The organism is Mesorhizobium sp. M0563 (assembly GCF_040321065.1).
Taxonomy (GTDB): Bacteria; Pseudomonadota; Alphaproteobacteria; order Rhizobiales; family Rhizobiaceae; genus Mesorhizobium.
Window position 1 is genome coordinate 425,598 of the sequence record NZ_JAMYQV010000002.1, and the last position, 18,649, is coordinate 444,246.

General features: G+C 62.5%; 17 protein-coding genes and 1 pseudogene. 12 read left to right on the forward strand and 6 right to left on the reverse strand.

The window, feature by feature from the left end:
- The first annotated feature begins 97 nt into the window (after positions 1-97).
- Complete coding sequence (locus NKI50_RS04785) at positions 98-1,363, forward strand: TCR/Tet family MFS transporter (RefSeq protein WP_023719350.1); 1,266 nt, start codon at positions 98-100, stop codon at positions 1,361-1,363.
- A gap of 312 nt (positions 1,364-1,675) precedes the next feature.
- A complete protein-coding gene (locus NKI50_RS04790) occupies positions 1,676-2,623 on the forward strand; it encodes an alpha/beta fold hydrolase (protein WP_352715549.1) in 948 nt (315 codons plus the stop codon).
- Between the two features lie 110 nt (positions 2,624-2,733).
- Here NKI50_RS04790 and NKI50_RS04795 read toward each other — a convergent pair whose 3' ends face one another.
- Complete coding sequence (locus NKI50_RS04795; RefSeq protein ID WP_352715552.1) at positions 2,734-2,982, reverse strand: helix-turn-helix domain-containing protein; 249 nt, start codon at positions 2,980-2,982, stop codon at positions 2,734-2,736.
- 346 nt (positions 2,983-3,328) lie between these two features.
- Positions 3,329-4,543 (reverse strand): glutamine-hydrolyzing carbamoyl-phosphate synthase small subunit, encoded by a 1,215-nt coding sequence (gene carA / locus NKI50_RS04800; protein WP_352639941.1) that lies wholly within the window; start codon positions 4,541-4,543, stop codon positions 3,329-3,331.
- Positions 4,544-4,850: 307 nt separating this feature from the next.
- On the opposite strand from carA, the gene NKI50_RS04805 reads away from it, so the two are divergent.
- The 3 genes from NKI50_RS04805 (at position 4,851) to NKI50_RS04815 (ending at position 7,244) form a co-directional block, all read left to right on the forward strand.
- The gene (locus tag NKI50_RS04805) at positions 4,851-5,300 is read left to right on the forward strand and encodes a GatB/YqeY domain-containing protein (RefSeq protein ID WP_023719346.1); all 450 of its coding nucleotides are present in this window, start codon (positions 4,851-4,853) and stop codon (positions 5,298-5,300) included.
- 97 nt (positions 5,301-5,397) lie between these two features.
- Complete coding sequence (locus NKI50_RS04810) at positions 5,398-6,480, forward strand: arginase family protein (protein WP_352715555.1); 1,083 nt, start codon at positions 5,398-5,400, stop codon at positions 6,478-6,480.
- A 206-nt stretch (positions 6,481-6,686) separates the two neighbouring features.
- The gene (locus NKI50_RS04815) at positions 6,687-7,244 is read left to right on the forward strand and encodes a GNAT family N-acetyltransferase (RefSeq protein ID WP_352639939.1); all 558 of its coding nucleotides are present in this window, start codon (positions 6,687-6,689) and stop codon (positions 7,242-7,244) included.
- A 2-nt stretch (positions 7,245-7,246) separates the two neighbouring features.
- On the opposite strand, the gene NKI50_RS04820 is transcribed toward NKI50_RS04815, so the two are convergent.
- From NKI50_RS04820 to NKI50_RS04830, 3 genes are all read right to left on the reverse strand, one after another.
- On the reverse strand, positions 7,247-8,428 hold the full coding sequence (locus NKI50_RS04820; protein ID WP_352715559.1) for an MFS transporter: 1,182 nt from the start codon (positions 8,426-8,428) through the stop codon (positions 7,247-7,249).
- A 128-nt stretch (positions 8,429-8,556) separates the two neighbouring features.
- Positions 8,557-8,766, reverse strand: a complete 210-nt coding sequence (locus tag NKI50_RS04825; protein ID WP_023678301.1) for a DUF2061 domain-containing protein — start codon at positions 8,764-8,766, stop codon at positions 8,557-8,559.
- 123 nt (positions 8,767-8,889) lie between these two features.
- On the reverse strand, positions 8,890-10,554 hold the full coding sequence (locus NKI50_RS04830; protein ID WP_023719342.1) for a Na/Pi cotransporter family protein: 1,665 nt from the start codon (positions 10,552-10,554) through the stop codon (positions 8,890-8,892).
- A gap of 377 nt (positions 10,555-10,931) precedes the next feature.
- Here NKI50_RS04830 and NKI50_RS04835 point away from each other — a divergent pair, with 377 nt between their 5' ends.
- The 5 genes from NKI50_RS04835 to NKI50_RS04855 all read left to right on the forward strand — a co-directional run bounded on the left by NKI50_RS04835 (position 10,932) and on the right by NKI50_RS04855 (position 16,967).
- Complete coding sequence (locus NKI50_RS04835) at positions 10,932-11,321, forward strand: RcnB family protein (RefSeq protein ID WP_352639937.1); 390 nt, start codon at positions 10,932-10,934, stop codon at positions 11,319-11,321.
- A gap of 158 nt (positions 11,322-11,479) precedes the next feature.
- Complete coding sequence (dnaG, locus tag NKI50_RS04840; RefSeq protein ID WP_352639936.1) at positions 11,480-13,456, forward strand: DNA primase; 1,977 nt, start codon at positions 11,480-11,482, stop codon at positions 13,454-13,456.
- A gap of 373 nt (positions 13,457-13,829) precedes the next feature.
- Positions 13,830-15,851, forward strand: a complete 2,022-nt coding sequence (gene rpoD / locus NKI50_RS04845; protein WP_023719339.1) for an RNA polymerase sigma factor RpoD — start codon at positions 13,830-13,832, stop codon at positions 15,849-15,851.
- Between the two features lie 205 nt (positions 15,852-16,056).
- On the forward strand, positions 16,057-16,350 hold the full coding sequence (locus NKI50_RS04850; protein ID WP_023719338.1) for a GYD domain-containing protein: 294 nt from the start codon (positions 16,057-16,059) through the stop codon (positions 16,348-16,350).
- Between the two features lie 236 nt (positions 16,351-16,586).
- Positions 16,587-16,967 carry a thiol-disulfide oxidoreductase DCC family protein gene (locus NKI50_RS04855; RefSeq protein ID WP_352494943.1) on the forward strand — a complete coding sequence of 127 codons (381 nt, stop codon included), beginning with the start codon at positions 16,587-16,589 and terminating at the stop codon, positions 16,965-16,967.
- A gap of 62 nt (positions 16,968-17,029) precedes the next feature.
- On the opposite strand, the pseudogene NKI50_RS04860 reads toward NKI50_RS04855, so the two are convergent.
- Positions 17,030-17,282 (reverse strand): annotated as a pseudogene (locus NKI50_RS04860) (DUF2798 domain-containing protein).
- 272 nt (positions 17,283-17,554) lie between these two features.
- Between NKI50_RS04860 and NKI50_RS04865 the strand changes: the two are divergent.
- Both NKI50_RS04865 and NKI50_RS04870 read left to right on the forward strand, forming a co-directional pair.
- Positions 17,555-18,238, forward strand: coding sequence for a PadR family transcriptional regulator (locus tag NKI50_RS04865; protein WP_023719335.1), 684 nt, complete (start codon positions 17,555-17,557; stop codon positions 18,236-18,238).
- A 113-nt stretch (positions 18,239-18,351) separates the two neighbouring features.
- On the forward strand, positions 18,352-18,642 hold the full coding sequence (locus NKI50_RS04870) for an HlyU family transcriptional regulator (protein WP_023719334.1): 291 nt from the start codon (positions 18,352-18,354) through the stop codon (positions 18,640-18,642).
- Positions 18,643-18,649: the final 7 nt, after the last annotated feature.

An 18,649-nucleotide genomic window follows, 5' to 3' on the forward strand; every position in this document is an offset into this window, starting at 1 on the left:
ATGAAAACACCCTGCCCGTTCCCTCATTGTTCCCAGCGATGTGTTCGCCTATAAGGTGCGTTCGCCTTCGCCCCAGGCGGCCCGAGGAGATACCATCATGATAGACCCCAAAACCGCCAGGCGGGGCCTTGCGCTTGTTTTCACCACCCTGCTGCTCGACATCATCGGCTTCGGCATCATCATGCCGGTGCTGCCGGCCTATCTCAGAGAATTGACCGGCGTCGGCATCAGTGAGGCGGCTATCGAGGGCGGCTGGCTGTTCTTCGCCTATGCGGCGATGCAGTTCATTTTCGCACCAGTGATGGGCGGGTTGAGCGACCGGTTCGGACGGCGGCCGATTCTGCTCGCCTCGGTGCTGACGTTTTCCATCGACAATCTGATCTGCGCTATCGCCTGGTCCTATCCGATGCTGTTCATCGGCCGGGTGCTGGCCGGCATTTCCGGCGCCAGCTATTCCACGACATCAGCATTCATTGCCGATATCTCGACCGACGAAAATCGTGCGAAGAATTTCGGGCTGCTCGGCATTGCTTTCGGCGTCGGCTTCGTCATCGGGCCGGTCCTGGGCGGGTTGCTCGGCACGTTCGGGCCGCGCGTGCCGTTCTATTTCGCTGCCGGGCTTGCCTTCGTAAACTTTTTGATCGCGCTGTTTCTGTTGCCGGAAACGCTTGATAGCAAGCATCGTCGCCGCTTCGAGTGGAAACGCGCGAACCCGGTCGGCACGCTCGTCCAGATGCGCAACTACGAAGGCATCGGCTGGATCGGGCTTGTCTTCTTTCTGATGACGCTGGGGCACATGATGTATCCTGCGGTCTGGTCGTTCGTCTCCAGTTATCGCTATGGCTGGAGCGAACAACAGATCGGCTTCTCGCTCGGTGCCTTCGGCCTGTGCGGGGCTATCGTCATGGCGACGGTCCTGCCGCGCGTGATCCCCAAGCTCGGTGAGTGGAAGACGGCGGTAATCGGTCTGGCATTTACGGCACTCAGCGCCTTCGGCTACGCATTCGCGTCGCAAGGCTGGATGATCTATGCAGTGATCGTCGTCGGCTGCCTCGAGGCGTTGGCCGATCCGCCGCTCAGAAGCCTTGCCGCCGCCAAGGTGCCGCCTTCGGCACAAGGCGAACTCCAGGGCGCGATGACGTCGATCTTCTCGATCACCTCGATCATCACGCCGCTGCTTTATACGGCGATCTTTTCCTGGTTCACGGGGCCGAACGCGCCCGTGACCTTCGGCGGCGCACCCTACCTGCTCGGCGCGATTTTCCTGACGCTGGCGCTCATCGTCTTCGTCACGAAAGTAGCCAAGCCGGCGGCGCTCAGAAACGTCACGTCCGGCGTTGCTGAAGACGGAGCACAGATATGAGCCATGACGGCCGCATCGCCCTGACCAAGGACGGGCTGTGGAGACAGATCCGGCCAACGAAATGCCCGTCACACTGGTTCTTCGGGAGCCTTCTTCTCTTTGCGCGACTTAAACAGACCGGTTGACCGGTTTTAATGGCTTCATTGAAAAAAGGCGATAGGAATGAGGGCAACAACGCAACTCCGGTAATCGCGCAGTCCGGCCTCGAGGCATTCGCGCGCATTTTGTAACTCTGACCATTCGAACTCCCGCCCTAGTTTACGTCAGAAGCAACAAACGCGGGGCCTGGATCGAAGACGAGAGGAGAGCAACATGTTGAACCGGATACTTCATCGCGCGGCGCTCATGGCTGTGGCTGTCTGCGCGGTGCTCGTTGTAGTGGCGGCTCATGCGGCGCCTGCTGGACGGGCAGGTCAGGTGCCGCCCGGGTTCACCTCGGCCAAAGCCGCGGTGAACGGCAGCAGCATGCACTACCTGCGTGGCGGGCACGGACCAGCCCTTATCCTGGTGCATGGATTTCCGGAAGATTGGAACGAATACCAGGCCGTCATGCCGAGACTGGCGCAACGCTTCACCGTCGTTGCCGTCGACCTGCCCGGCATAGGCCGCTCGGAGCCTGCCAGGGGCGGCTATGAAGCCGCCAATCTTGCGGCGCAGATCCATGGGCTTGCCGACGCTCTGCATCTGGAAAAACCCTATGTGGTGGGTCACGACCTTGGCGGCATCGTCACCTATGCCTATCTCAGGCGCTTTCCCGACACGCTGCGCGGTGCGATGATCCTCGATGTTCCGATGCCCGGCATCGACGGCTGGGACAAGGCGATATCAGGCACGTGGCATATCGGTTTCATCCAGGCGCCCGGCGGCCTCGCCGAAAAGGTGGTTCCCGGTCGGCAGGCCGCCGTGCTTGGCTGGTTCCTCGACTTCGGCAAGTTCACCAGGCAGGAACGCAAATACTATTTTCGCATCTATCGAGCGCCTCAACTGCATGCCGCGTTCGAGATCTACCGCGCCTTCCCCAGCGATGCCGAATGGAACGCCGCCCAGACGGCGCCGAGCACCGTTCCGCTCGTCATCGCCTTCGGCCAGAAGTCCCCCTTTGTTGCGCTGCTGCCGACCTTCCTCGCCGGCTACCGCGCCAAGGGCATGAGCCATGTCGAGCGCGCCGAGATCCCCGATGCGAGCCACTATGTACTGGCCGACAATCCTGATGCGGTTGCCGAGCTGATCGAGAAGCGGGGGGGCGCCGGCGCGCCATGACCGGGATCAGCTAAAACCAAGGGAGAAGAAGCCGCAAACCAGTGTAGCATCACCTGGTGCTCAATCCATTCACTTGGAATGTCGAGCGCCTTGACCAGCATTGCACCTCTCTACGCCGATAGTTTGCGGTGATTGGACCCCAGGTCCGACAGAAAACCCTGGCTGACGCCGATCATGGCCGCCAAATCGGCTTGCGTCAGCCGCCGCCAGTTGCGCAGTGCCTTGAGCCGGCTGGAGCCCCGCAAGATGTCCATGGTCACGTCCGCGGGCAGTGCCCTTTCCGCTCGGAGATCAGCCTTACGCTCGTCGTAGATCGCCGCATCGGCAGCGTCTTCCAGAGCTTCTTCGGCGGCACGCAAAAGGATCTCGTAGTCCGCCTTGGGATAACGACCAGTTCCTCGCCGGTTGGGGTCTTGATAATTTGCGGGGCGTTCATGGTGTTCTGTCCTACTATGGCCGACGGTAGGTTGTCGTTTCGCGTGTGCCGACATAGACCGCAAGGATCGTGGCGCGGTCTTCGTCAAATATGACTCGGTAGCGACCGATCCGAAGTCTGTAACCTTTCCTGCCGACAAGACGCTTGGTATCTCCGCGACCGCCGACTGCGTAAGAAATCGGACCTTCCGAGACCTGCTCGCGGACGTCCGGCGGCAAGTTGTCCAGATCACGCGCCGCCGAAATATTATAGCTGATGCATCCGCTTGGTCAGCGCTCGGCCAGTGCCGGCTCGCCACGCTTTTCGCGGATCAGGTTGACGAAACGGCGGAACAGATAGTGCGAATCCTGCGGGCCGGGCGAGGCTTCGGGATGATGCTGGACCGAGAAGACCGGCTTGCCGGTGAGCGCGATGCCGCAATTCGAACCGTCGAATAGCGAGACATGGGTTTCCTCGACGCCGCTCGGCAATGAGTCGGCGTCGACGGCAAAGCCGTGGTTCATCGAGACGATCTCGACCTTGCCGGTGGTGTGGTCCTTGACCGGATGATTAGCGCCGTGGTGGCCCTGATGCATTTTTGCGGTCTTGCCGCCCAGCGCCAGCGCCAGCATCTGGTGGCCGAGGCAGATGCCGAACAGCGGGATATCGGTCTTCAACAGATCCTGGATGACCGGAACGGCGTAGTCGCCGGTGGCTTCCGGATCACCGGGGCCGTTGGATAGAAAGATGCCGTCGGGCCGCATCGCCAGGATCTCCTCGGCGCCGGTCTTGGCCGGCACCACGGTGACCCTGGCGCCGAGGCCGGCAAGCAGGCGCAATATGTTGCGCTTGACGCCATAATCGATGGCAACGACGTGCATCGACGGGTCGGCCTGTTCGCCAAAGCCCTCGTTCCAGACCCAGGGTGTCTCGCGCCAGACCGAGGATTGGCCGGAGGTGACCTCCTTGGCCAGATCAAGCCCGATAAGCCCCGACCATGCGGCGGCGCGGCGCTTGAGGTCATCGATGTCGAAGATACCGTCTGGGGCGTGCGCGATAACGGCATTGGGCATGCCCTTTTCGCGGATCAGCGCGGTCAGCGCGCGCGTGTCGATGCCCGAAAGTGCAACGATGCCGCGCTTCTTCAGCCACTGGTCGAGACCGGTTCCGGCGCGGTAATTCGACGGGTTGGTGACATCGGCCTTGAACACGGCGCCGACGGCGCCGGCGCGGGCCAGCGGATTGAGATCCTCGATGTCTTCGTCATTGGTGCCGATATTGCCGATATGCGGGAAGGTGAAGGTGACGATCTGGCCGGCATAGGACGGGTCGGTGAGGATCTCCTGATAGCCGGTCAGCGCAGTGTTGAAACAGACCTCGGCGACGGCGGAGCCGGAAGCGCCCAGACCACGGCCCTCGATGACGGTGCCGTCGGCCAGCACCAGCAGAGCGGTCGGCTTGTCGGTGGCCCAAGGGGGGGTCGATGCGGCGGTCATCGTTGCCATGGCGGCACTCCTAAAGGCTGCGCCCCTCAATCGGCGCAACAAAAAGCGCGAAGCGGCAATCTCACAGCCTCGGCGCGCTGCATGTCGTTGCCCCAAAACCGCTACGCACTTTTGGGCGACGTGCACTAGAATTCAATTCATGCAAGGCGCAGTACATAGGGGAAGGCGCCAAGGCGGTCAATGATGCCGCGCCGTACGTGCCTGGATTTATTTCGTCGAACAATATCAGGGATTTGCCGGACAGACTTGAATTTGCCTTGGGCTTTCGGCACGGCTATTGTCCGCCGCATTCGAAGGAGAAAGCACCATGCGAGGCAAAATCGCCGAATCCCTGAAGAGCGCGATGAAGGCGCAGGACAAGCGCCGGCTGCCGACATTGCGGCTGATCCAGGCGGCCATTCATGATCGCGACATCGCCAATCGCGGCGCCGGCAAGGAGCCGGCCAGCGACGACGAGATCCTGCAGATCCTGGCCAAGATGGTGAAGCAGCGCGAGGAATCGGCCAAGGCGTTCGATGACGGCAAGCGGCCGGAACTTGCCGCGCAGGAGCGCGACGAGATGGCGATCATCCGCGACTTCCTGCCGACGCAACTGGGCCAGGCCGAGACGGAAAGCGCCGTCCGTTCCGCTATCGCCGAGACAGGTGCCAGCGGCGTCAAGGAGATGGGCAAGGTGATGGCGGCGCTCAAGGAGAAATATGCTGGCCAGATGGATTTCTCCAAGGCGAGCGGCATCGTCAAGAGCCTGCTTCAGTAGGGATTTTTCCCGCCTTAGCGGTGCTCATGAGACTCGAAGAGACCATCGCGAGGAGCCAGGCCAGGAGCGGGCGGAGCGGACGGCAGTTCGCACCGACATGTTCATCGCCACGGCCGCGCGAATGAACCTGTATGTTCGACGTCTGGCGTCTCACGACGGCATCGATGCGGCGAGCCGTTTGCTTGTTAGGCCTCGTGCCGATGCCGGGCGGCAACGTCTCAAGTCGAGGAGGAACCTTCCTCCCTGCGGACACGTTTGCGAGACGATCATGCGAAAATGGAGCTTCGATTTGGCGGCGCGTTTGTTGAATATTATCGGTGCGGCCACGAGTGCCGGCGCCTATTCGCCGGGTCAGGAACAGGCGCCCGCGGCCTTTCGGCGAAATGGGCTCGCGGAAGCGATCACGAACCGAGGCAGATCCATCAGGGATCATGGCGATGTTGCATCGTTCCGATGGCGACCGGACCCTTCGCGGTCGCAGGCTATGAACCTGGAAGCCGTGCGCGACGCCTGTGAGTTAGTCGCAAGCCACGTAGCGACGGCGATCGCAGCGCAGGAAGACGTGCTTGTTTTAGGTGGCGATTGTACTGTGGAACTGGGGACGGTCGCCGGGGCGAATGCGGCCGGCGCGCGGATCGGACTCGTTTACATTGACTTCGACGCCGATCTCAACACACCTGACACGAGCGACGGCGCCTTGGACTGGACCGGCGTCGCCCATCTGCTCGATATCCATGGATGCGAGCCTTCGCTCGCGAGGCTCGGCCCGACCCGCCCGATGCTCGTGCCTCAGCAACTCCTCTATTTCGGCGTCGAGAACATCACCCCGCCCGAAGCGGCCGTGATCGGAAATGACGCGATCAAGATCATATCGCGTGAGGAAGCTTTGAGTGACATCGAGGCGGCGTCGGCGCGCGCGGCCGAATGGGCGGCGCGCTTTGACTGCGTGCTTATCCACTTCGATGTCGATGTGCTCTCCTTTATCGATTTTCCGATTGCGGAGAATGTGCGCCGTTGCGACGGTCTCAAACTGGAGCAAGTCGCCTTTGTCCTAAAGCAGCTGACAGCCCTGCCGCAATGGCGCGGCCTGACCATCACAGAAGTTAATCCGGCCCATGCGCCAGACGAGTCCGCAGCGTTCGCACGCTTGAATGAGGTGCTTGCAGACGCCCTTGGATAGTTCGAGATCCATCTCACGGTCGTTCGCCGGCAATTGGCCGGCTTGCTTCATCCAAGCGGGGCCAGCCTTATGCGCCCGGTCGCAATCATTGCGCGACATGGGCGCAATGCGGAAAACTTGGGAATTGCGGTCGATGGCGGGGCAGTTTTGTCGTCGCTACAGCCGCACGCCCGCCGTTGAGGGCGGACAGCCAAAAGCTCGCGCTCATGATCGAACTCGTCAAACCGGCGTTTGAACACCTGCCGTCCTACAAGGCGGCCCTCGAGCGCGGCTGGTCGCCGGACAATGTGCGGCTGCTCGACGCGACGCGCGAGCAGCTTGCGGCTATCGAAAAGGATCCAGCGACTTTCCTTGCCGATCTCGACGATCCTGAAGGTAAGGGACCGCCGATCGCCTTGCCGGACGGTTCGACGGTGCCGCGGCTGCCTGGATTTCGGCGCTGGATCTGGGACGGGGAAGTCTCAGGCTCGATCGGCTTGCGCTGGCAGCCCGGAACCGCGGCGCTGCCATCGCACGTGCTCGGCCACATCGGCTATGCGGTGGTGCCGTGGAAACAGGGATGCGGCTATGCGACGGAGGCGCTGCGGCTGATGCTGGAGGAGGCGAGGGCGGTTGGCCTGCCCTTCGTCGAAATCACCTGCAAGCCTCACAATGTGCCCTCGCAGAAGGTCGTTCTGGCCAATGGCGGCGGGCTCGTCGGGCGTTTCTTCGAGGATGCTTCCTATGGCGGCGCGGAAAGCCTGCGTTACCGGATCGATCTGTAGCCCTATTCGGCGGCAGCCGGCAGCGGCGGCGCAGCCCGGCTCCGCCATTCCCAGACATGCGAGGCAAGCGCAACCGCGACCGCGACCAGCATGGCGATCGCGCCAACCACCGGCAGGCTGCGATAGCCATAGCCGGCATTGAGCACCGCCGCGCCGAGCGATGCGGCGAGCGCGATGCCGACATTGAAGCCCGACGGAATGAGCGACGAGGCGAGATTGGAGGCGTCCGCGGTCCAGGTCAGGATGCGGGTCTGGATCGGCGTGCCGATGGCGAAGTTGAGGCCGCCCCAGACGAAGATCGCCATCACCATCGGCAGTGGGTAAGAACTGACGGCGTAGATCAAGGCGAGCACTACCGCCTGCAGGAAAAGCATGACGATGAGCGACGGCATCAGCTTCCAGTCGGCGAGGCGCCCGCCGACGAAGACGCCGATCGTCGCGCCGACACCGTTGAGCAGGAGCACCCAAGGTATCCATTTCTCGTCGAGGCCGGTGAGCTCGAGCAGCGTCGGCGTGATGTAGGTGAACAGGCCGAACTGGCCGATCATCAGCATCAGCATCATGATGAGCGAGGTCCAGACCTGCTGGCGTGCGAGCACGCGTACCTCGCTGCCAAGGCTGACGGACGGGCTCGACGATCCTGTCTTGCGCGGCAGCAGGGCGCCGATGGCGGCGAAGGCCACCACGCCGAGAGCGCACATCACCCAGAATGTCGCACGCCATCCCCAGATGTTGCCGATTGCCGTGCCGGCCGGAACGCCGATGACATTCGATACGGTGAGGCCGGACAGGATCAGCGCCACCGCCATCCCGCGCTGGTCTTCGCGCACGAGGCCGACGGCCACCACCATGCCAACGCCGAAATAGGCGCCGTGTGCCACGGCCACCGCAATCCGCAACAGCAGCATCGAGGCGAAGTCGGGCGCCAGCGCGCAGGCCGCCTGGCCGATGGTAAAGGCTGCAGTCAGTCCAAGCAGCAGGGCCTTGCGGGAGAACCTTTTGGTGGCGAGCGCCAGCAGCGGGCCGCCGACTGCAATGCCGCCGGCATAGCCGGAAACGAGATAGCCGGCGGTCGGGATCGCGACGCCAAGGCCATCCGCCACCTGCGGCAGCACGCCGGCGATGACGAATTCGGTGGTGCCAAAGGCGAAGGCGGCAATGAACAGGGCAATGAGGGGAAGCATGGCGGGAAGGCGATCCTCGGATAAGGTGACCTCAAACCACGGATAAGGGCACCGGGCAATCCAGAAATTGGCGACGCCGCTTTAGATTTTCTTGCTTACCGGTCAGGTGCCTGCGGCGGCGGCAAGAGCTACGCGGCCGCCTTCCTTCCGTAAGGAATTTTCAGCCACGCCCGCTCATGAAGGTAGTAGAGCAGCGACTTGGTGACGACCTCGGTCAGGCCGATGGCCGCGGCGAGCTTGATGCTTCCCGTCACGACGAGCGAAATGATCATCGTGTCGATGGTACCGGTGACGCGCCAGGAAAGCGCTTTGGCGAAGCTGCGAGAATGGGTGTCCATCGACTTTCCTTCCGGTAGATCTGGCGATCTTTAGCCGACAGAGAGGAGGTGGCGCAAAGGTAATTTTGCGCATTGGCTCACAGCATAGGCGAGCTTCTGAAGCTACCGGCCTGTGGACGCAATCTATCCGGCCTTCAGCCGCGAACCGGTTAGCAGGCCGCGTTCCTCAAGCACGGGATAGGCCATCGAGGCGAGCAGCGAGTTGATCTGCTTGAGGTCGCGAATGGTGTCGAGATGGATGGAACTGGTCTCGACGCTCTTGGCGGTGCCGTCGCGCAGCCGCACGAAATGGCTCTGGCTGGTTTCCTTCTCGCGGTCGCGCAGCCGGTCCTTTTCCAGCACCAACTGGCGAGCGGTCTCCGGATCGCGGGACACCAGGACGTTGAAGGCTAGCCTGGCATTGGCAAGCACCAGGGCATGGAAGGCGCAAAGCTCGCGCCAGCCTTCCGGCGTGAACTCCAGTCCGCGCTCGAATTTCTTCTTCACATGGACCAGCATGTTGCGCACGATGATGTCGCCGACCTGCTCCAGCTTGACGCAGGCGCCGATCAACTCCTGGCAACGCAGGGCCTCGTCCTCGCTCAGCGGGTTCTTGGTGACCTTGGCGAGATAGAGCTTGATCGCCGCGTGCTTCCTGTCGACACGGTCGTCGAGCGCGGCCAGCGCACTGATCTTGTCGGCGTCGGCGCTCTCATAGAGTTCGATGATCCGTTTCAGCATGATCTCGACCGTCTCGCAGACCCGCACTACCTCGCGGGTGGCATTGGCGAGTGCTTGGCTCGGCACGTCGAGCGCACTTTCGTTGAGCGCCGAAAGCTCGATGACGTCGAGCGCGTTGGCGGGCTGGGGCCTGGTGCCCAGCGCCACGATCTTTTCCGAGGCACGATAGACCAGGCGCGCCAGCGGCAGGCCGGCGATCAGGATCAGGATGTTGAAGACGATGTGGGCATTGACGATCTGCTCGGGCACGGTGCTGCCCAAGAAGGCGACTGGCGGCTTGAACGTCAGGAACAGGATCAGCATGATCAGAGAGCCCATGCCGCGCATCAGGAGATTGCCGATCGGCACGATGCGAACGCCGGGTTCTGCGTTGCGGGTTAGAAGCGGCGCGATGATCGAAGAGCCGAGATTGACGCCGAGCACCAGCACGATGCCGAGTTCGGGCGGGATGAAACCGCGGCCGGCGAGCGTCACCATAAGCAGCACCGCGGCGATCGAGGAATGGAACAGCCAGGTGACCAACGCCGCCAGAAGGTAGGCGGTGACCGGATCGCCGGAGAAGTAATCGACGATGAGCGGCATCAGCGTGCTCTGGCGCAGCGGCTCCGACGCCTGGCCGATCATCTCCAGCGACAGAAGCAGCAGGCCGATGCCGACCAGGATGCGGCCGAACTGGCGCCAGTCGCGCCGCTCGGTGGCCATGAACATGACGGTGCCGGCGACCAGGCAGACCGGTACCAGCAGCGACAGATCGAAGGTAAGCAGCTTGACCACCAGCGCCGAGCCGATCTCGGCACCGCGCACCGCAAGCTGGCCCGACATGCCGCTGACAATGCCGGAGCCGGCGAATGAGCCGACCAGCAAGGTAACGGCGGTCGAGCTTTGCAGCGCGACCGCCAGGCCGCAGCCGGCCAGAACCGCCATGAAGGGATTGCGCATGGTGGCGCGCAGTTTGTGGCGCAGCACATCGCCATAGGCGCGCTCGACGCCGGTCTTCACCAAACGGGTAGCAAACAGCATCAGTGCCACCGCACCGGCAAGGTGCAGCAAAACGACGGAGCCACTCATGCCAGGCCCCGCAACGCGACAGGTGCCAGCGACGCGGGCGCCGTGACGTCAAGGGGGCAAAAGTGGGCGCGAATCGTGGACATTGCAGAGGTTGATATTACTCCGATTTATTTTAGCCGAATAATAAATTTTGCCCGGTTCGGACGCCTGTTGGCACGCGACGGGGCGTGTCGGAAATGGATGGTCGGCAAAATGGTTGCATTGGCTGCGAGGCTGCGGACGGTCACGCAGCCAGCCCGAATGATCGCTTTAAAGATAGTGCTGAATTAGGCGTGCTAAATGTAAGAAATCATTACGAAAACGTAATCTCTGCGTTCAGTTTCGGTTCATCGTTCCGGCTCTATTCCAGAGGCATCGACAACCAAGGAGTACCCGCTATGAAACGCATCGTTTTTTCTGCCATTGCCTTCTCGATGCTGGCTGCAACGGCCTTGCAAGGCCAGGCTGCACCGCTGAACACACCAAACGCGCCGCAATCGAGTTATAGCCAGGTCGACTGGCAAAAGCCCGGCAGGCATGTCGACGTGAACAAGCAGGTCGAGGTGAACAAGCGCGTCGTAGTGACGAAGAAGATCGTCGTGAAGCGCAGCCATTGGCGCAACGGCCAGAGATATTCGAGCTGGAAGCGTCACCAGCCGATCCGCGACTATCGCCACTATGGCCTGCGCCGTCCCGGTCCCGGACAGGAGTGGATCCGGGTCGGCAACGACTATCTGCTGGTCAGCGTTCTCTCCGGCCTGATCTTCGGCGCCATCGCCGCGCAGTAGGTGCGGAACGGCTGACCGGCGCTGCGCCGGATTAGATCGAGAAGGCGGCCCGCGGGCCGCCTTGTCTTTTTGGCCCTGTGAAAACCGGGTATGGTCGCCATTAGGAGTCGTCGGGCTTGGCCCGTGTGATTATATGGAGGCCAAACGAGCTGTCCCTCATGCGCTTTCCGCCTGCTTTCCTCGACGAGATCCGCGACCGCGTGCCGATTTCTTCGGTGATCGGCCAGCGCGTCGCGTGGGACAGGAAGAAGACCAATGCGCCGCGCGGCGATTATTGGGCGTGCTGTCCGTTCCATGGCGAGAAGAGCCCGTCCTTCCATTGCGAGGACAAGAAGGGCCGCTATCACTGTTTCGGCTGCTCGGTTTCGGGCGACCATTTCAAGTTTTTGACCGAACTCGACGGGATGAGCTTTCCCGAGGCCGTCGAGAAGATCGCCGACATGGCCGGCGTGCCGATGCCGGTTCGCGACGCCGATGAGGAACGGCGCGAAAAGGAACGCGCCAGCCTGACCGATGTCATGGAGATGGCGACGGTGTTCTTCCAGGAACGGCTGCAGGGACCGGAAGGCGCAAAGGCCCGCGCCTATCTGCGCGACCGGGGACTGACACCGGCGACGCAGCAGTCCTTCCGCCTCGGCTATGCGCCCGACAGCCGCAACGCGCTGAAGGAGCATCTTGCCGGCAAGGGCGTCCTCAAGGCCGACATCGAGGCGTGCGGGCTGGTGCGCCATGGCGACGACGTCCCGGTTTCCTACGATTGGTTCCGCGACCGCATCATGTTCCCGATCCCGGATTCCAGGGGCAAGATAATCGCCTTCGGCGGGCGGGCGCTGGCGCCGGATGCGCTGGCCAAATATATGAACTCGCCCGATACGGAGCTCTTCCACAAGGGCAACGTGCTCTACAATTTCGCTCGTGCGCGGCAAGTGCTGGGAAAGGGGGCGCTGGGAAAGGGGGCGCTGGCCAAGGGCGGCACGGTCATTGCCGTCGAAGGCTACATGGATGTGATCGCGCTGGCGCAGGCCGGCTTCGAAAACGTGGTGGCGCCGCTCGGCACCGCATTGACTGAAAACCAGCTCGAACTTCTATGGCGCATGGCCGGCGAGCCGGTGCTGTGCTTCGACGGCGACCAGGCCGGGTTGAAGGCAGCGTGGCGCGCCGCCGACATGGCGCTGCCGGCGGTCCAGGCGGGCCGCTCGGTTCGCTTCGCCCTGCTGCCGGAGGGCAAGGATCCCGACGATCTGGTCAAGGGTGACGGACCGGATGCGTTCCGCGCCGTGCTTTCCGAGGCGCGGCCGCTGGCCGACCTCTTGTGGATGCGCGAGACGGCCGGCGGCATCTTCGACACGCCGGAACGGCGAGCCGAGCTCGAAAAGACGCTGCGCGAACTGACCAGCCGTATCCGCGACGAGAGCCTTCGCTATCACTACCAACAGGAAATGCGCGAGCGGGTGCAGAGCTTCTTCGGTGCCCAGCGCGGACGCCAGGGGCGTCAGGACGGACGGCCCGGCGAACGTTTCCAGGGCAAGGGTTCAGCACCCGGCGGACAGTTTGCGCGCGGCGGCAATTCCGGTGGGCGCACCGCGATCACCGAAAGCCTCGGTCGCTCGGCGTTGGTCAAGCGCGGCGGCGAGGGCATGTCGGTACGCGAGGCGACGATCATTGCCGCCCTCGTCAACCATCCCGTGCTGATCGACGAGAATTTCGCCCATGTCGAGTTCCTCGATCTCGCCAACTCCGATCTGAAGCGGCTGCATGCGGCGATCCTCGACGCCATGGCGCATGATATGGCCAATGACCGCGACGCGGTGATCGCGACGATCGAGCGGGCCGGCTGCGGCGAGATCTGGCAGCGTGCGGTGGCGCTGATCAAACGTGCGCGGCAATGGCCGGCGCTGGAAACGGCGGCACTCGACGATGCCCGCGATGCGTTCAGCCAGGCCCTCCACTTGCAGCGCAGCGCGCGCACCTTACATAAGGAGCTGAAGCAGGCGGAAGCAGCGCTCGCCAGCGACCCCACGGACGAAAACTACCGGCACCTGGTCGAAATCCAGGCGCAATTTCGTGATGTGCAGGCAACGGAAGCGCTGATCGAAGGGTTTGGCGTATCGTCGGGCAGGGCTGGGCGCGTTTAGATCGAAGCCTCCAGAAGACTGAATGTAAGGACGTGCTTGCGCGTCGAATCAAGCGTGCGGCGCTCTAAGTCGGGTAATTGATTCGCTTTTTTCATGCGAATCATGCGAGAGGCGCTTGACCTTCCGGCAGAATGGCGGAATCAGGTCGATTCGAAACGTTAACCCGCCCCGGCATCGACGGGAATGCAGCGATGTAAGGTACTGATCACTGGACAGGCAGTCAGCTTGCCACAGATATCAGGGTTAATCTGGACTTAACGAGAGATGCAGTTACTGGCCCGGTAAAGCGCGTTCTGGAAAGAGCGCATCCAATTTGACCGGACCGGCAGCTTACGCGGCTTTGATACTCAGCCGCTTGGAGAAAATAAAGACTATGGCGACAAAAGAAAAGGAAGAAGTCGAGACCGAACGCGAGGCCGCGACCGATGGCCCTCTGCTCGACCTTTCCGACGATGCTGTCAAGAAGATGATCAAGGCCGCCAAGAAGCGCGGCTATGTCACCATGGACGAGCTGAATTCGGTGCTGCCCTCGGAGGAAGTGACCTCCGAGCAGATCGAGGACACGATGGCCATGCTTTCCGACATGGGCATCAACGTGGTCGAGGACGACGAGCAGGGCGAGGAGCCCGAAGCCGCCGATACCGCCGCTGACGCCGAGGAGGATGCCAACGAGCTGGCCGAGCAGACCGGCACCGCCGTCGCCGCCACCACGACCAAAAAAGAGCCGACCGACCGCACCGACGATCCGGTTCGCATGTATCTGCGCGAGATGGGCTCGGTGGAGCTTCTGTCGCGCGAGGGCGAAATCGCGATCGCCAAGCGCATCGAGGCCGGCCGCGAGACGATGATCGCGGGCCTCTGCGAAAGTCCGCTGACCTTCCAGGCCATCATCATCTGGCGCGACGAGCTCAACGAATCGAAGATCCTGCTGCGCGAGATCATCGACCTCGAGGCGACCTATGCCGGGCCGGAGGCCAAGCAGGCGCCGGTGGTCGAGCGTATCGAGGAAGCCAAGACCGAGGAAAAGCCGCGCCGTTCGCGCGAGGACGAGGACGACATCACCAATGTCGGCGGCGACACCCGTGGCCTGGTGGACGACGACGAGGAGGACGATGACGAGGCGAGCCTGTCGCTGGCGGCGATGGAAGCGGAACTGCGCCCGCAGGTGATGGAGACGCTCGACGTCATTGCCGACACCTATAAGAAGCTGCGCAAGCTGCAGGACCAGCAGGTCGAGAACCGGCTGGCCGCCGCCGGCACGCTGTCGCCAAGCCAGGACCGTCGGCTCAAGGAGCTGAAGGACCAGCTGATCAAGGCGGTGAAGTCGCTGTCCTTGAACACGGCGCGCATCGAGGCGCTGGTCGAGCAGCTCTACGACATCAACAAGCGCCTGGTGCAGAACGAGGGCAAGCTGTTGCGGCTGGCCGAAAGCTATGGCGTGCGCCGCGAGGAGTTCCTCAAGGAATATCAGGGCTCGGAGCTCGATCCGAACTGGACGCGTTCGATCGGCAATCTGACCTCGCGCGGCTGGAAGGAGTTCACCAAGAACGAGAAGGACGCCATCCGCGACCTGCGCGCCGAGATCCAGAACCTCGCCACCGAGACGGCGATTTCGATCCAGGAATTCCGCAAGATCGTCAACCAGGTGCAGAAGGGCGAGCGCGAAGCCGCGATCGCCAAGAAGGAAATGGTCGAGGCCAATCTGCGTCTCGTCATCTCCATCGCCAAGAAATACACCAATCGCGGCCTGCAGTTCCTCGACCTGATCCAGGAAGGCAATATCGGCCTGATGAAGGCGGTCGACAAATTCGAATACCGCCGCGGCTACAAGTTCTCGACCTACGCGACATGGTGGATCCGGCAGGCGATCACCCGTTCGATCGCCGACCAGGCGCGCACCATCCGCATTCCGGTGCACATGATCGAAACGATCAACAAGATCGTACGCACCTCGCGTCAGATGCTGCATGAGATCGGCCGTGAGCCGACGCCGGAAGAACTGGCGGAAAAGCTCGCAATGCCGCTGGAAAAAGTGCGCAAGGTGCTGAAGATCGCCAAGGAGCCGATCTCGCTCGAAACGCCGGTCGGCGACGAGGAGGATTCGCATCTCGGCGATTTCATCGAGGACAAGATGGCGATCCTGCCGATCGACGCGGCGATCCAGGCCAATTTGCGCGAGACGACGACGCGCGTGCTGGCCTCGCTGACGCCGCGCGAAGAGCGCGTGCTCAGAATGCGCTTCGGCATCGGCATGAACACCGACCACACGCTTGAGGAGGTCGGCCAGCAGTTCTCGGTCACCCGCGAGCGCATCCGCCAGATCGAAGCCAAGGCGCTGCGCAAGCTCAAGCACCCGAGCCGGTCGCGCAAGCTCAGAAGCTTCCTCGACAGCTGAGTCTGGGTGACGGATAAGCAGTTTAAAGGGCGCCGGTGGCGTCCTTTTCCGTTTGGGCACAGGCGATCACGATTGGACGCGCCGCTCTTGCGGGTCGTGCCCTACGAGAGGATAATTCCGCGACGGATGCATTTTCTGGGCGACAAACCCGGATGCCCGCCCCGGCTGTGACGCCGTGCTCCGTGGCCCCGGAGGGAGGTGTGCCATGACAACTTACATCGTGCTGATCAACTGGACGGAGCAAGGCGCCAAAAACGTGCGCGAGTCGCCGAAGCGGCTCGATGCCGCCAAGAAGCTGTTGGGAGACATGGGCGGGTCCTTCAAGGCATTTTATCTCACCATGGGGGATTGCGACATGGTGGCGGTGGTCGAAGCCCCCGACGATGCCGTACTAGCTCGTTTCTCGCTGATGCTGGCGGCGGGCGGAAACGTCAGGACGCGGACACTCAAGGCTTTCCCGGAGGATGCCTATCGCGAGATCATTACCTCGCTCGGCTGAGTGCCGTGCCTGAAGCGCGTCGCGCTTGAACGGCCTCTTGCGACGCGCTTTACGCTCTTCTTTTTAAACAGGTCGGTATGGCAAACCGCCGCGCACCCTCGGGCCAGGCCCGAGGACATGTTTTTGGGGCGACGTGCATTAGCCGAAGCCGGGACATTCCGCGGTGTCGCGTCACGTTGCGGCGCAACGGCATTTGCTGGATAGTCGTCGCGCGTCCTCCGCTGGTGTTGCGAACCATGGCCAAGCCTCTGCTGACCGTCTGGTACAATACGCGCTGTCCGGTCTGCGATGCCGGCATCAGCCGGCAGAAGCGGCGGCTGATCGAGGCGGTCAAGGCGGGGCGGATCGAATTTCGCGACATCAATGCCGAACCGACGGCGCTGGCCCGCTACGGCATCGGGCTGGAGGATATCCGGCGCCGGCTGCATGCGACCGACGCCGGTGGCAAATTGCTGGTCGGCGCCGATGTTGCCGTTGCGGCTTGGCTGATAACGCCGGGCGAGGGCTGGTTGGCGACGCTGTTCGGCAATCCCGCCACGCTGCCGTTGACGCGCTATGCCTATGATCGCTTCGCCGATCTGCTCTATGCCTGGAACCGCCGCAAAGGCCGTTGGTGATAGTGTCCGTTCACTTCGCACTGAAAGACCCGTAAGTTGCTTCGGGCCCTTGGCGCAGCCTGCTATCGAGCCACGGGCTCGCAAAGCCAGCCAACGATGCGGCGCACCGCCGGCAGCAACAGCAGCAGCGTCGGAAAGGCCACCATCCAGGACAGGCCCCAAGCCGTCAGCCAGGTGGCCGGCAGGTCGGAAGCCAAGGCTTTTCAGTGTCGAGATGAACGACACGATGAACGTCATCAGCAACGACGCCACCAGCGGGCCGAGGACGGCGGCATAGCGCGCAGGCAGCTTCCTGCGCGGGGTTTTCATGGTCATTTGGATTTTTCCCTGAAGCATCCGGTCCGTCGCATTGGCATCCATTCGCCGGTCTTCCGGCGTAACTGCCCGGAAACGACCGGGGTGGATGCGTTGCTTCACGTCAGACGCTTACGGAGGGGTCTTCGACCCTCACGCGCTTCCTAGCTGCCCTTGCCGGCGAAATCAATCCTGCTGGCGCACTTTCAGATACATCGTAAGATATATCTTGACTCGATCGTGGCGAGCACCTAATTGAGATATATCGTAAGACATAACTCAAGGAGCAGACAATGCACAAAGACAATCATTTCGGGCATCATCGTTTTGGCGAACACGCCGAGCGCGTTTTCATGCATATGGCCGGCAAGTTCGGCGGACGCGGCGGGTTCGGCCCGTTCGGGCATGGCATGAGAGGCGGCGGCGGACGCGGCGGACCAGGCGACATGTTCCGCGCCGGGCGTATGCTGGCTGACGGCGATCTCAAGCTGATCACGCTGTCGCTGCTGGCCGAGGCGCCGCGGCACGGCTACGACATCATCAAGGCGCTGGAGGAGCGCACCAGCGGCGTCTACAGCCCGAGCCCCGGCGTCGTCTATCCGACGCTGACCTTCCTGGAAGAGGCCGGCTATGCCGTTTCTGCGGCGGAAGGCAACAAGAAGGTGTTTTCGATCACCGAGGCAGGGCAGGCGCATCTCAACGAAAATCGCGAGATGATCGACCACGTGCTCGACCATCTCGAGCGCTTCGGCCGCAAGATGGCGAAGGCGCGCGAGTGGTTCGGCTGGAACGACGACGGCGACGGTGGCCGGCGCGGCCGCGGCCGCTCGGAAAAGCGCGACGAATTCCGCGCCGTGCGCCACCGGCTGCGCGCCGCGCTCGGCGAAATCGTAGATGCGCCTGAAGCAAAGCAGGCCGAGGCAATCAGCATATTGGAAGCTGCCGCAGAGGCCCTGGAAGCGCTGTCGCGCGACTGACCCCTGAGTGCCAAGCCAGCTGCGGCCCTTGCCCGCTCGGCCAAGGACCGGTACTGAAAATCATCCTGCACCACGCTATGTGGTGCAGGATGATTGCCGTTGGAGGATACCCCATGTCTTTTCTGAAGCGTCTTTTCGGCGGCGGCAACGAAGCCGCTGAGCCAAAGACAGCGGCGCCGGTAAAGCAAATCGAGCACAAGGGATTTTTGATCAGCGCCACGCCCTACAAGGCGGAGGGCCAGTACCAGACCTGCGGCGTGGTTTCGAAGGAGATCGACGGCGTGATGAAGGAGCACAAATTCATCCGCGCCGATCGCTTTGCCGGGCTTGATGACGCTGTCGACATCTCGATCAAGAAGGGCATCCAGCTGGTCGATGAGCAAGGCGAGAAGATCTTCGGGTAGATCGTTA

Bases quoted from the DNA above. Each gene is read 5' to 3' on its own strand.
- NKI50_RS04785 (WP_023719350.1), top strand. From the start codon at position 98: ATGATAGACCCCAAAACCGCCAGGCGGGGCCTTGCGCTTGTTTTCACC.
- NKI50_RS04790 (WP_352715549.1), top strand. From the start codon at position 1,676: ATGTTGAACCGGATACTTCATCGCGCGGCGCTCATGGCTGTGGCTGTC.
- carA (WP_352639941.1), bottom strand. From the start codon at position 4,543: ATGGCAACGATGACCGCCGCATCGACCCCCCCTTGGGCCACCGACAAG.
- NKI50_RS04805 (WP_023719346.1), top strand. From the start codon at position 4,851: ATGCGAGGCAAAATCGCCGAATCCCTGAAGAGCGCGATGAAGGCGCAG.
- NKI50_RS04810 (WP_352715555.1), top strand. From the start codon at position 5,398: ATGTTCATCGCCACGGCCGCGCGAATGAACCTGTATGTTCGACGTCTG.
- NKI50_RS04815 (WP_352639939.1), top strand. From the start codon at position 6,687: ATGATCGAACTCGTCAAACCGGCGTTTGAACACCTGCCGTCCTACAAG.
- NKI50_RS04820 (WP_352715559.1), bottom strand. From the start codon at position 8,428: ATGCTTCCCCTCATTGCCCTGTTCATTGCCGCCTTCGCCTTTGGCACC.
- NKI50_RS04825 (WP_023678301.1), bottom strand. From the start codon at position 8,766: ATGGACACCCATTCTCGCAGCTTCGCCAAAGCGCTTTCCTGGCGCGTC.
- NKI50_RS04830 (WP_023719342.1), bottom strand. From the start codon at position 10,554: ATGAGTGGCTCCGTCGTTTTGCTGCACCTTGCCGGTGCGGTGGCACTG.
- NKI50_RS04835 (WP_352639937.1), top strand. From the start codon at position 10,932: ATGAAACGCATCGTTTTTTCTGCCATTGCCTTCTCGATGCTGGCTGCA.
- dnaG (WP_352639936.1), top strand. From the start codon at position 11,480: ATGCGCTTTCCGCCTGCTTTCCTCGACGAGATCCGCGACCGCGTGCCG.
- rpoD (WP_023719339.1), top strand. From the start codon at position 13,830: ATGGCGACAAAAGAAAAGGAAGAAGTCGAGACCGAACGCGAGGCCGCG.
- NKI50_RS04850 (WP_023719338.1), top strand. From the start codon at position 16,057: ATGACAACTTACATCGTGCTGATCAACTGGACGGAGCAAGGCGCCAAA.
- NKI50_RS04855 (WP_352494943.1), top strand. From the start codon at position 16,587: ATGGCCAAGCCTCTGCTGACCGTCTGGTACAATACGCGCTGTCCGGTC.
- NKI50_RS04865 (WP_023719335.1), top strand. From the start codon at position 17,555: ATGCACAAAGACAATCATTTCGGGCATCATCGTTTTGGCGAACACGCC.
- NKI50_RS04870 (WP_023719334.1), top strand. From the start codon at position 18,352: ATGTCTTTTCTGAAGCGTCTTTTCGGCGGCGGCAACGAAGCCGCTGAG.